General features: G+C 37.1%; 3 protein-coding genes, 1 pseudogene and 1 CRISPR repeat array. Of the genes and pseudogenes, 1 reads left to right on the top strand and 3 read right to left on the bottom strand.

Annotation, left to right across the window (positions count from 1 at the left end; genetic code table 11):
* A pseudogene (locus tag CFPU101_RS25955) lies at window positions 1-166 on the top strand (PAS domain S-box protein); the annotation flags it as partial.
* Window positions 167-258: 92 nt separating this feature from the next.
* Window positions 259-12,486: a CRISPR direct-repeat array (repeat unit 37 nt; unit sequence GTTTCAATCCCGTAAACAGGATTCAGTTAATAGAAAG).
* Between the two features lie 203 nt (window positions 12,487-12,689).
* Here CFPU101_RS25955 and cas2 read toward each other — a convergent pair.
* From cas2 to cas1, 3 genes are read right to left on the bottom strand one after another with little or no spacing between them, the layout of a single operon-like run.
* On the bottom strand, window positions 12,690-12,983 hold the full coding sequence (gene cas2, locus CFPU101_RS04480; protein WP_206814117.1) for a CRISPR-associated endonuclease Cas2: 294 nt from the start codon (window positions 12,981-12,983) through the stop codon (window positions 12,690-12,692).
* Window positions 12,980-13,111, bottom strand: coding sequence for a hypothetical protein (locus CFPU101_RS25950; RefSeq protein WP_277988733.1), 132 nt, complete (start codon window positions 13,109-13,111; stop codon window positions 12,980-12,982). Before CFPU101_RS25950 ends, cas2 begins: the two co-directional genes overlap by 4 nt.
* The gene (gene cas1 / locus CFPU101_RS04475) at window positions 13,108-13,956 is read right to left on the bottom strand and encodes a CRISPR-associated endonuclease Cas1 (protein WP_242577757.1); all 849 of its coding nucleotides are present in this window, start codon (window positions 13,954-13,956) and stop codon (window positions 13,108-13,110) included. Before cas1 ends, CFPU101_RS25950 begins: the two co-directional genes overlap by 4 nt.
* Window positions 13,957-14,032 lie beyond the last annotated feature (76 nt).

Below are 14,032 nucleotides of genomic sequence, written 5' to 3'. Positions count from 1 at the left end.
CCACAGTGAAACTCAATTTAGAGCGATTTTTGAACAAGCTTCTGTTGGAATTGGGATTGTTGCTTTATCGGGCCAATTTATTCGGGTGAATCAACGTTATTGCGAACTGACAGGCTATAGCGAAGCGGAACTACAAGAAAAAACTTATCAAGATATTTTGCACCCCGAAGATTTTAACCCTAATACAGATACTCCTGATATGAATAATTTTTCGGTTGAAAAACGTTATATCCATACTATGCTGAATCTGAAAGATGCGTTTCAATCCCGTAAACAGGATTCAGTTAATAGAAAGCAAAACCTAAAAGCAAGTGGCGCGAAGACGATGGCTGTTTCAATCCCGTAAACAGGATTCAGTTAATAGAAAGATTATCTTTTTTCTTTTTGCAGAAAGTTCCATTTAAGTTTCAATCCCGTAAACAGGATTCAGTTAATAGAAAGCCTTGACCAGTTTAGCGGATACTTATCAACAATAGGTTTCAATCCCGTAAACAGGATTCAGTTAATAGAAAGGCAGTAGCTAAATCAACTGAGTCTTTTGCTGTAAGTTTCAATCCCGTAAACAGGATTCAGTTAATAGAAAGGAAGACGCGAAAGCTTTCTAGTTCTAGACATAACAAGTTTCAATCCCGTAAACAGGATTCAGTTAATAGAAAGACTAGGCTCAAAGATCGCCGTGATTGATACTGAAGTTTCAATCCCGTAAACAGGATTCAGTTAATAGAAAGAAAAAGAGCCAAATGTGTCAAAGACGAAAAAGCATGTTTCAATCCCGTAAACAGGATTCAGTTAATAGAAAGTGACGGAAAATATAGCCCGTAATCGGTGTATCGAGGTGTTTCAATCCCGTAAACAGGATTCAGTTAATAGAAAGTGCAGGAATATCACTTCCTTCAAAGGATTGAATCGGTTTCAATCCCGTAAACAGGATTCAGTTAATAGAAAGGCGTTCCTCTTTTAATGGCGGACTCCAGAACACGTGTTTCAATCCCGTAAACAGGATTCAGTTAATAGAAAGGGCAGTACCGAAAGAAATAATGGTTGAACGGTTGTTTTGTTTCAATCCCGTAAACAGGATTCAGTTAATAGAAAGTTTGATTTGCCCTTTGATTGGTTGTCCAATTTCAGGTTTCAATCCCGTAAACAGGATTCAGTTAATAGAAAGGGAGTTGTCACGGCGTGGTCGTGTAATCAGCGTGGCAGGTTTCAATCCCGTAAACAGGATTCAGTTAATAGAAAGGTTAAAATCTTGATTGAATATCTGGTCTTCAGAAAACGTTTCAATCCCGTAAACAGGATTCAGTTAATAGAAAGTTTTCTTTGGGAGAGAGACGGGTTGTATTCCGCCATGTTTCAATCCCGTAAACAGGATTCAGTTAATAGAAAGTTAAAGAAGGGCGATCGTTAATCTTGGCAGAAGGCGTTTCAATCCCGTAAACAGGATTCAGTTAATAGAAAGTTTGATATCGATGGACAGTCAACAAATGTCTATTGGGTTTCAATCCCGTAAACAGGATTCAGTTAATAGAAAGCCCGTCGGATTCCTTGACAGATGAAATTTTAGCTTGTTTCAATCCCGTAAACAGGATTCAGTTAATAGAAAGGATTGTTAGATGCGATCGCTGCTTTTCAGGAACGGGTTTCAATCCCGTAAACAGGATTCAGTTAATAGAAAGATTTCCTGAAATAGTAATCGTATCAGTGGTAAAGCCATGTTTCAATCCCGTAAACAGGATTCAGTTAATAGAAAGGTTGCCGTTCCTCCAGACGTGGTGACGGTGATTTTTCGTTTCAATCCCGTAAACAGGATTCAGTTAATAGAAAGAGTAACCTTTGGGCTAATCGACAACGAACCGACACGGGAGTTTCAATCCCGTAAACAGGATTCAGTTAATAGAAAGTAATCTCTAATATTCCAATAAAAAAGGGGGATGGAAGTTTCAATCCCGTAAACAGGATTCAGTTAATAGAAAGAAACTGTTTGGCTTTTAGTAAATTAATGGTTTCTTCCGTTTCAATCCCGTAAACAGGATTCAGTTAATAGAAAGGGCTTCGGCAAAGACCTAGACCATTTCCGCCTCGATACGTTTCAATCCCGTAAACAGGATTCAGTTAATAGAAAGGGAATCTTTGAGAAGTCTTCAGAATAGAAGACCAACGTTTCAATCCCGTAAACAGGATTCAGTTAATAGAAAGCTAGAGTCCGAATATAGCCGATGCGCTTTTCACAGAAGTTTCAATCCCGTAAACAGGATTCAGTTAATAGAAAGTAAACTTGGCCTAACTTTCTAGTCGGAGAGGACTGTTTCAATCCCGTAAACAGGATTCAGTTAATAGAAAGCCACACAAAGCCAGCGTAGCAGAAGTGTTGGGTAGTTGTTTCAATCCCGTAAACAGGATTCAGTTAATAGAAAGTAATATACTCCCCCAAACACTGTTCCAATCAATAAAAAGTTGTTTCAATCCCGTAAACAGGATTCAGTTAATAGAAAGTTGACGCGTAGGGAGATAGAAAGCCAAAAGTAGGTTTCAATCCCGTAAACAGGATTCAGTTAATAGAAAGACCTACAGGCTCTAGAGTGCCATAACGTGGGTCTGATCAGTTTCAATCCCGTAAACAGGATTCAGTTAATAGAAAGAGCTAAGACTTGTAAGCTTTGGTCATCCTGTATCTAAGGTTTCAATCCCGTAAACAGGATTCAGTTAATAGAAAGTCGTTAATGACTTAGAACAAGTGGGCTCCGAAAATGTTTCAATCCCGTAAACAGGATTCAGTTAATAGAAAGAAGATGGGTCAGACTCAATAGATGAAGATCTAATTTTATGTTTCAATCCCGTAAACAGGATTCAGTTAATAGAAAGTAATAACTTCATTTGTTAAAACTCCACGCTCTCCTAGTTTCAATCCCGTAAACAGGATTCAGTTAATAGAAAGGCTAATTAATTTTTGTAAAGTAAATAGTAAGAAACTAATGTTTCAATCCCGTAAACAGGATTCAGTTAATAGAAAGTATTTAATAGATGAGGTAAAAGAGCTAAAAGAAATGTTTCAATCCCGTAAACAGGATTCAGTTAATAGAAAGAATCTTTATCACATCCATTATCTAGTTTAGTGTTAGCGTTTCAATCCCGTAAACAGGATTCAGTTAATAGAAAGACCCGCACGTTTTCTAGACCGCATATAAGCTAATCGTTTCAATCCCGTAAACAGGATTCAGTTAATAGAAAGAATCTAAAGAACATTCAGCATATTGTGAATATTGTTGTTTCAATCCCGTAAACAGGATTCAGTTAATAGAAAGAAAAGTTTAGATTGTTTTCCTAATAATTTCTCTTCTGTTTCAATCCCGTAAACAGGATTCAGTTAATAGAAAGTATAAACATGACCCTAATAGTAAATTAGCATATCCGTTTCAATCCCGTAAACAGGATTCAGTTAATAGAAAGTTGGGAAAAAGAAGTGAGATTAAGACAAATTAAAAAGTTTCAATCCCGTAAACAGGATTCAGTTAATAGAAAGGAAACTTTGCAGTATACCTGAGAGTTTTAGAGAGATGTTTCAATCCCGTAAACAGGATTCAGTTAATAGAAAGAGTTAGAAGTGATTATCCAGATTTTGATTTAGCTTCGTTTCAATCCCGTAAACAGGATTCAGTTAATAGAAAGTCCACTATGTCATATAAATAAAAAACTGCACAAATATTTGTTTCAATCCCGTAAACAGGATTCAGTTAATAGAAAGAATAAAGACGTTATCGAATATTTAGAATCTAAATTATTGTTTCAATCCCGTAAACAGGATTCAGTTAATAGAAAGTATCTTTAGATAATTTAGAAACAGAATCATATATTAGTTTCAATCCCGTAAACAGGATTCAGTTAATAGAAAGTCTTTTAGAACGCCCCCTTCTAAAGCATTAATTAGCTGTTTCAATCCCGTAAACAGGATTCAGTTAATAGAAAGTTGTTTAATTTAATAACCATAATTAACCTACCTTTATTGTTTCAATCCCGTAAACAGGATTCAGTTAATAGAAAGCCTAATGGGTAAAGCTCAGTTCCAACCGATAGAACTTGTTTCAATCCCGTAAACAGGATTCAGTTAATAGAAAGGTAAACGAGCCAGAGTCGAAAAAAACGAACAAGCACAGTTTCAATCCCGTAAACAGGATTCAGTTAATAGAAAGAGTGAACTCGCCAAAGAAATAGACGAGACGCTGCTGTTTCAATCCCGTAAACAGGATTCAGTTAATAGAAAGTTGAAACCCCTATATTTCCTGCTGTGCTTCCAGGTGTGTTTCAATCCCGTAAACAGGATTCAGTTAATAGAAAGAAATGGATATCTCTAATCAAGCATAACTTAGGAACTGTTTCAATCCCGTAAACAGGATTCAGTTAATAGAAAGCAACAACAACACATCTAATACATGAAAGCTACTAAAACGTTTCAATCCCGTAAACAGGATTCAGTTAATAGAAAGCTAAGACTTGTAAGCTTTGGGCATCCTGTATCTAAGGTTTCAATCCCGTAAACAGGATTCAGTTAATAGAAAGGTCGTAACCCGCCGCGAACTTAAAGTTGACAAGGATTGTTTCAATCCCGTAAACAGGATTCAGTTAATAGAAAGTCTTGTTAGATGAAACCAGTATGATTCCATCAGAAAGTTTCAATCCCGTAAACAGGATTCAGTTAATAGAAAGTTACCTCTCAGAGCTTTGGCTTGGGGTATTGTATGTTTCAATCCCGTAAACAGGATTCAGTTAATAGAAAGTTTAAGTTAGGTTCAAGCCATCCTGTTCCCGTCGGGATGTTTCAATCCCGTAAACAGGATTCAGTTAATAGAAAGTTTGATTGTGGCCACGCTTGGGACTGGACTACCCTAGTTTCAATCCCGTAAACAGGATTCAGTTAATAGAAAGTTATTACTATCTTGAAGGTAGAGGGAGTACTATTCAGGTTTCAATCCCGTAAACAGGATTCAGTTAATAGAAAGAAAGAGCCCTTGAGGTAGTAAAAGCCCAACGGCTTAAAGTTTCAATCCCGTAAACAGGATTCAGTTAATAGAAAGAATTACACGCTTACTGGTCATCACACCTTAGTTAAGGTTTCAATCCCGTAAACAGGATTCAGTTAATAGAAAGAGTTAAGAGCGCGCGCAGTAACTATGTAGACTTAAAGTTTCAATCCCGTAAACAGGATTCAGTTAATAGAAAGTCCTGAAAATAGCGCACCTGTGTAAATAAGTCTTTTAAGTTTCAATCCCGTAAACAGGATTCAGTTAATAGAAAGGCATTACTGCACCGCCTTAGCCATTGTAATTGTTTCGTTTCAATCCCGTAAACAGGATTCAGTTAATAGAAAGTCTTTGATTTTTCGATTAGGTCTCCAGTTCCGTTTAAGTTTCAATCCCGTAAACAGGATTCAGTTAATAGAAAGTTTCGAGGCAAGCTAATTACTCTTGATGGTGACGGGCTGTTTCAATCCCGTAAACAGGATTCAGTTAATAGAAAGATTGAAACGACTCTCCACGAAGAAATATCGGAACATAGTTTCAATCCCGTAAACAGGATTCAGTTAATAGAAAGGTCTGCCTGGGCACGCTGGGCAAGCTATTACTGTAGTTTCAATCCCGTAAACAGGATTCAGTTAATAGAAAGTAATATGAAGGGCTTGTGTGTAAGTCCCTGCTAGAGTTTCAATCCCGTAAACAGGATTCAGTTAATAGAAAGAGCCCTAGAACTTCTAGGGCGGGGCTATACTTATTTTGTTTCAATCCCGTAAACAGGATTCAGTTAATAGAAAGGCATCGCAGTTATCCCTTAATGATTTATGATTTTAATGATTAAAGTTTCAATCCCGTAAACAGGATTCAGTTAATAGAAAGTTTATAGTTATAATCTTTATCTCCCCAAGCAATGCCGTTTCAATCCCGTAAACAGGATTCAGTTAATAGAAAGAAAGAAGAAACAAACCACCATGGCTAATTTAGTATGTTTCAATCCCGTAAACAGGATTCAGTTAATAGAAAGCTCAAATCCTATTCGTCTAGGTTAAATGAGTTATTTGTTTCAATCCCGTAAACAGGATTCAGTTAATAGAAAGCTAAACTAAAAGAGTTAGTTGAAGACAAAGATTTGGTTTCAATCCCGTAAACAGGATTCAGTTAATAGAAAGCCTGAAGCCATCAACACCCTAATCGATACTCGTATGTTTCAATCCCGTAAACAGGATTCAGTTAATAGAAAGAGAGATTCACCATTGGATAATATTATATATACAGCCTGTTTCAATCCCGTAAACAGGATTCAGTTAATAGAAAGCTCCAATTCAAGCAACCCCAGAGTGGCACCAGACTGTTTCAATCCCGTAAACAGGATTCAGTTAATAGAAAGGACTGGAGATTCCCGACTAAAGATCTCCTAAACAGTTTCAATCCCGTAAACAGGATTCAGTTAATAGAAAGGTAATAGTTTCTAGTTGGGCCAGTGCGGCGGTGCGTTTCAATCCCGTAAACAGGATTCAGTTAATAGAAAGACTTTGAGGAAGGGTATTTTATTTTTGAGACAGGAGTTTCAATCCCGTAAACAGGATTCAGTTAATAGAAAGTATTTTCCTTCAATATCGGTAGACGCTTTATTTAGGGTTTCAATCCCGTAAACAGGATTCAGTTAATAGAAAGCACACTCAGTTACAACGACTATGTATGGCTGTTTTTGTTTCAATCCCGTAAACAGGATTCAGTTAATAGAAAGAAAATAAGGAAGTCTTGTTTGAGTTGATCTATGGGGGTTTCAATCCCGTAAACAGGATTCAGTTAATAGAAAGATATAAACCTTTTTTCTGGGGAAGCAAAAAGTAACAGTTTCAATCCCGTAAACAGGATTCAGTTAATAGAAAGTTAGGATTTCTTGTAAATGAGTCAGTAGAGTGTCCAGTTTCAATCCCGTAAACAGGATTCAGTTAATAGAAAGTTGTTTAATCGAACATCTGCCTCTGAATAAAGCCAAGTTTCAATCCCGTAAACAGGATTCAGTTAATAGAAAGGCCAGTTCTAGTTTAAATGTACTGTACTATAACTATTTAGGTTTCAATCCCGTAAACAGGATTCAGTTAATAGAAAGGCGAAGTTGTTGAAGACGGTAAAGTCCGTTATGTGGACTAGTTTCAATCCCGTAAACAGGATTCAGTTAATAGAAAGTCAAACTAAATTATCGCAAAGAGTTTAGTTTAGGCGTGTTTCAATCCCGTAAACAGGATTCAGTTAATAGAAAGAGAAAAAGCTATGGAGTGTGTACCAAACTGATGAGGTTTCAATCCCGTAAACAGGATTCAGTTAATAGAAAGCTAATCGGTTTGGGGATCTGGGCAGCTAGGTCCTCAATGTTTCAATCCCGTAAACAGGATTCAGTTAATAGAAAGTTTCTAGTTTAGAGACTCCTTATAAGGCTTGGTTAGAGTTTCAATCCCGTAAACAGGATTCAGTTAATAGAAAGCCCGTAATGGAAACGAAGAGTATGAAGCCCTCACTGTTTCAATCCCGTAAACAGGATTCAGTTAATAGAAAGTGTAATTTATTCTAGAATCTTTACTCCCGCGGCATGTTTCAATCCCGTAAACAGGATTCAGTTAATAGAAAGCCTTTCCCTAACCATGAACAAACCGTGTATCTTAGTTTCAATCCCGTAAACAGGATTCAGTTAATAGAAAGAAACCCCAAGCAAACCCCTTGATATCGTGCATTTCTTTGGTTTCAATCCCGTAAACAGGATTCAGTTAATAGAAAGTCAATTCTAGCTACGACGCGGATGGAGTAGGGGTGTTTCAATCCCGTAAACAGGATTCAGTTAATAGAAAGAAGTTGTGTCGAAATCATTTCGACAGAATCGACAACCAGTTTCAATCCCGTAAACAGGATTCAGTTAATAGAAAGAATTGACTGAGTGTGTGGATAGATTGACCCGATTTTTGTTTCAATCCCGTAAACAGGATTCAGTTAATAGAAAGACAGCACTACTTGATACTGCTTCAGTCGCTCCATCTCGTTTCAATCCCGTAAACAGGATTCAGTTAATAGAAAGGTTTGATTTGCCCTTTGATTGGTTGGCTAATTTCAAGTTTCAATCCCGTAAACAGGATTCAGTTAATAGAAAGTTTTCTAAAAGATAGTATGGTGAACTAACACACCAGGTTTCAATCCCGTAAACAGGATTCAGTTAATAGAAAGATTCTAAGTTAAACCCACCCGCATCACCAGTAGCGTTTCAATCCCGTAAACAGGATTCAGTTAATAGAAAGGGTGGCTGGGGTACGGTTAACGGGTTTTTCTTGGCGTTTCAATCCCGTAAACAGGATTCAGTTAATAGAAAGGCTGCATCTCCAATCCATCCACAAGAAAGATTACTGGTTTCAATCCCGTAAACAGGATTCAGTTAATAGAAAGCAATATATTTACAGCGATGATGTAGGTAAACAAGTAGTTTCAATCCCGTAAACAGGATTCAGTTAATAGAAAGTACAAGCGGACTCCCGTCATTGCCTACAAAGGTAGGCTACAAGTTTCAATCCCGTAAACAGGATTCAGTTAATAGAAAGCTCAAATAATTTAAGCTTCAACAATCGGGCCTGTTCTTGTTTCAATCCCGTAAACAGGATTCAGTTAATAGAAAGTCGAGGGCGGGGTAATGTAACACAGCCTGTGAACATGTTTCAATCCCGTAAACAGGATTCAGTTAATAGAAAGTTGGTTCTTCGAGAAAATCGTCGAAGCCAATACTAAAGTTTCAATCCCGTAAACAGGATTCAGTTAATAGAAAGTGTTTTTAGCAGTTGAACCCAAATTATCGGAATTAGAAGTTTCAATCCCGTAAACAGGATTCAGTTAATAGAAAGAGCTTTATTAACCATCGGAGGTCGGTACCAGCTAGTGTTTCAATCCCGTAAACAGGATTCAGTTAATAGAAAGAACCCGAACCCGAACCTAGTTGAAAACCTCCTTTAGCTGGTTTCAATCCCGTAAACAGGATTCAGTTAATAGAAAGTTCTGGGGGGTTGGTCACTTGAGACTCTTGATAACGTTTCAATCCCGTAAACAGGATTCAGTTAATAGAAAGTCGGCTGCCTTTCGCAGAGTTCAGTCTCCATTAATGTTTCAATCCCGTAAACAGGATTCAGTTAATAGAAAGTGATGTGCGTTCTTGCCACGTCTTGAGGTCGTAGTGTTTCAATCCCGTAAACAGGATTCAGTTAATAGAAAGTATCGGTTGGCTACGAGAACCTTGGTTCTATTAATAGTTTCAATCCCGTAAACAGGATTCAGTTAATAGAAAGGTTTGTGGGAGCTCCCCTCAAATTCATGGATGCTTAGTTTCAATCCCGTAAACAGGATTCAGTTAATAGAAAGTATATTGAAGCAGAAAAACTCTTTGAAGTCTGGTAGTTTCAATCCCGTAAACAGGATTCAGTTAATAGAAAGTCTCAAGATGATATTTATATATTACTTGACGAAGTGTTTCAATCCCGTAAACAGGATTCAGTTAATAGAAAGTTTTTCCTGCTCTTTACTTTTGAACCAAGCTTTAGGGTTTCAATCCCGTAAACAGGATTCAGTTAATAGAAAGTAGATTAATGGCTCAAAGTAATTTTGCATTTAAGCTAAGTTTCAATCCCGTAAACAGGATTCAGTTAATAGAAAGTCAGGTACAGTGGGGCGGGGTTATCCTCTCTCAATGTTTCAATCCCGTAAACAGGATTCAGTTAATAGAAAGGACGGACATTCTCAACGGCTCCATTGAAGTTAGTTTTGTTTCAATCCCGTAAACAGGATTCAGTTAATAGAAAGTCATAATCCTTTTCTAATTGATTTTCTAACTGGATGTTTCAATCCCGTAAACAGGATTCAGTTAATAGAAAGAATCATGAGTATCATCAGAGAAGTCGTCACAAAAGAAGTTTCAATCCCGTAAACAGGATTCAGTTAATAGAAAGTTTGATTTTTCGATTAGGTCTCCAGTTCCGTTTAAGTTTCAATCCCGTAAACAGGATTCAGTTAATAGAAAGGTTTCTCTATTGGCTTGGCTTCGACTTCAATCACTTGTTTCAATCCCGTAAACAGGATTCAGTTAATAGAAAGTACATAGCTAATACCTTTGGATTGAAGAAAATTACAGTTTCAATCCCGTAAACAGGATTCAGTTAATAGAAAGCATCATTGAGCAGGGTTTGATGCGCGGTTTCTAAAGTTTCAATCCCGTAAACAGGATTCAGTTAATAGAAAGTTTGAGTCTTTCTTTTACATAAACCTAAGTAAGTATTTATTGTTTCAATCCCGTAAACAGGATTCAGTTAATAGAAAGTCAATCACACGACAATCCCAATGACCTGTAGCAAATTGTTTCAATCCCGTAAACAGGATTCAGTTAATAGAAAGTCCGAGTAGCTTCGAGCGTTCTTGAGTGATCTTGATAGTTTCAATCCCGTAAACAGGATTCAGTTAATAGAAAGTGCTTTCCAGTGATGAAACGCCCAACCTTTCTTGTAGCGTTTCAATCCCGTAAACAGGATTCAGTTAATAGAAAGTAGTCATGGTGACTACCCCAGTAGTGATGTAGATGGCGTTTCAATCCCGTAAACAGGATTCAGTTAATAGAAAGTTCCTTTAGTTCTAAGGCTGGCTTTATTTTAGGAGGTTTCAATCCCGTAAACAGGATTCAGTTAATAGAAAGTATTACGAGGATTAAATATATGCCCATTAAAGGATTGTTTCAATCCCGTAAACAGGATTCAGTTAATAGAAAGACGAAATTATTATGTGGCGACGACGGGAAGCGAGTTTCAATCCCGTAAACAGGATTCAGTTAATAGAAAGACTCAGCATCTTCTCTATCTGCGTCCATGATTAGTCGTTTCAATCCCGTAAACAGGATTCAGTTAATAGAAAGTGAATGTTTAATAATAATTAAAGTGTGATTTTAATGTTTCAATCCCGTAAACAGGATTCAGTTAATAGAAAGATCGAAGGCTAACCACTTCAAGAGAGAGCAAGAGTTTCAATCCCGTAAACAGGATTCAGTTAATAGAAAGCACCAGAATTTTACTGACTAAGGAGCGCTTTATTGTTTCAATCCCGTAAACAGGATTCAGTTAATAGAAAGCAAGCAGTGGGAACGGAATCTGGGTCGATTTATTCACTTGTTTCAATCCCGTAAAGAGGATTCAGTTAATAGAAAGCTAAAAATGCGATCGTCATATTCTTTATTGGTATGTTTCAATCCCGTAAACAGGATTCAGTTAATAGAAAGTTTTGACCCGTCCTCTACCGAAGCGAGAGATGCCAGTTTCAATCCCGTAAACAGGATTCAGTTAATAGAAAGCTCTAGCTACGACGCTGATGGAAGTGGTGTAACCGGTTTCAATCCCGTAAACAGGATTCAGTTAATAGAAAGTTTAGAGATACGTGTCAACAAAAAAGCCAAGATTTCTCTTTCTATTGTTTCAATCCCGTAAACAGGATTCAGTTAATAGAAAGTTTTCGTCGCGTTCAGACAGGATTTCATTTAGGCAGTTTCAATCCCGTAAACAGGATTCAGTTAATAGAAAGTTTCGTGTTCAATGCCGATGATGCGGGCATAAACAGTTTCAATCCCGTAAACAGGATTCAGTTAATAGAAAGCAAAACAGGGGTCTTCTGCCGACTTAATCAATTCTAGTTTCAATCCCGTAAACAGGATTCAGTTAATAGAAAGTTTCGACACGGTACGGCACGACAACGTGATCGTTATGTTTCAATCCCGTAAACAGGATTCAGTTAATAGAAAGATAAAACCGTCTCAACCACAGAAACCAACTAGCCCAATCAGTTTCAATCCCGTAAACAGGATTCAGTTAATAGAAAGGGCGATAGAACGCTATTGCGATCATTTGAGTAAGGAATGTTTCAATCCCGTAAACAGGATTCAGTTAATAGAAAGTTTGAGACCGAAAAAGGGGTTTGTTATTGGACGAGTAAGGAATGTTTCAATCCCGTAAACAGGATTCAGTTAATAGAAAGTTGTTTTACCCCTTGAAGTGCGTTATTAATTTCATGTTTCAATCCCGTAAACAGGATTCAGTTAATAGAAAGCTTGAGTAGAGTGCAGTAGGGAAAAACGGAATCAACGTTTCAATCCCGTAAACAGGATTCAGTTAATAGAAAGCTTGTCGTTGAGTAAATCCGAGGGTGTCTGAATCAGTTTCAATCCCGTAAACAGGATTCAGTTAATAGAAAGACCCATGCGAATCGTATCCAATCGCTCCGAAGTTAGAAAAGTTTCAATCCCGTAAACAGGATTAAAGATGGGATCTTTCCTCCAAAGGGGTTAACCTCCTCCGAAGTTAGAAAAGTTTCAATCCCGTAAACAGATGACATAAATCATGACTCTTTAAGATTAATTGATCCTCCGAAGTTAGAAAAGTTTCAATCCCGTAAACAGGATTCAGTTAATAGAAAGCTTTCAGAGAGCCAGTTTGAAATAGGAATTTGACAAACCTGATCTCAGTTCTCAAATAATTGAAAATAACTCTCATTAAAAGCCTCATTAACTATATTGATCAAACACTAAAACTATTGATTTGTCAAGGTTCTAGAGTTTTTGGCAGAACCCCTAGGGTTTTCGCCCTCACTTCGATTTGCCAAAAATAGCTCTAGAAACCATTATAAAATGATAACGGTCTGGTGTCGGGGTTTTTCGGAACCGTAGGTAATGGTACGTTTAACTGAACCGACATCTAGTACATAAATTCTAACCGAATCTTCTGCGGGTTTAATTAATTCTTCAATTTTCTGCTGAAGTTTTGCGAATTGAATGGCTGTAAGAAAGCATTCAAAAACACTATATTGTGTCCATTTACCATAACCCGATAGAAGTTTATGCAGCCGTGTTCTGCGTTTATTGGCTGCTTTTGTGTCTGGTAAATCGTAAATTATTAGGTAAAATTGTGTATTCATCTAAGTGTTAATGGTTTATAAATGATTTCTTCTTGAAGATGCCGACTCAACAAACGAGCTTGTAACTCAATTGCACGACGATAAGTACATTGATAGCCAAATACAGGATGTTTAAACTGATCGTTCATCTTACGTTCAAATGCTTGTAAAATATTTTGCGTCCAGCTTCAGAAAGTGTATATGCTCCTAAACTTTCCGAAAAATCATTCGGTTTTATTTCACCTTTATTTAAAACTGATAAAACGATATTATCGGAAATAATCGGGCGAAATTCCTCCATCAAATCTAAGACCATTGAAGGTTGTCCTCGGTTAGGTTCATGCAAATAACCTATGTATGGATCTAAACCTGCTAAATGGGTTGCAGCTGTGACCTGTACTCGCAATAATCCATAGGAAAAACTTAAAAGCGAATTAACTGGATCGGTAGGTGGACGACGATTTCTGCCTGAAAAAGTCCAATTATTCCCTAACATTTGTGTCCAGTAAGAAAAATATTCTCTTGCTGCTAGTCCTTCCATACCTCTTACTTCATCAATAGTCTGTTTTTGTTTGACTTCTTTTTTGCGATTTTTTAGAGGGTTTTCGGGTTGGTTATGACGATAGAGTACGTTGTATTGATTATGAATTTTCGCAGTAACAATCGCTTGCACTAGAAGTAAACGGCGTTGCAGATCGTTGTAAACTTGATATTGAGCTAATCTTAAGTTTGCATTGCGAGAATAACCTGGTAACGCACAACCTAAATATTTACCAAATACTGTTAGATAATGAACAGGTATTCCTAATTCTAAAGCATAAACCAAAGCATCTCCAGTTAATTGAGGATTTCCCATTAAAACAATTTGTTCTACTGTTTGTGCAGCAACATTTTCTTTTTTCCAAGTACCATCTTCGAGTTTTTTAGCAACGGTAAAAGCTTCGTAAGTTTTGCTAATAACCGCTTCGGGTTGCAAGACATAAAGAACAGACATAATCAGTTACCAGTAATCAGTAAATTAGTTAAGAGTAAGTTGGCTTGAGTTGACCTAATGAAATCTAGCTAAGATC

The sequence above is a fragment of the Chroococcus sp. FPU101 genome (genome assembly GCF_017312365.1).
GTDB lineage: Bacteria > Cyanobacteriota > Cyanobacteriia > Cyanobacteriales > Microcystaceae > Chroococcus.
This window is presented reverse-complemented; position numbering and strand designations above follow the sequence as displayed.

Bases quoted from the DNA above. Each gene is read 5' to 3' on its own strand.
- cas2 (WP_206814117.1), bottom strand. From the start codon at position 12,983: ATGAATACACAATTTTACCTAATAATTTACGATTTACCAGACACAAAA.
- CFPU101_RS25950 (WP_277988733.1), bottom strand. From the start codon at position 13,111: ATGAACGATCAGTTTAAACATCCTGTATTTGGCTATCAATGTACTTAT.
- cas1 (WP_242577757.1), bottom strand. From the start codon at position 13,956: ATGTCTGTTCTTTATGTCTTGCAACCCGAAGCGGTTATTAGCAAAACT.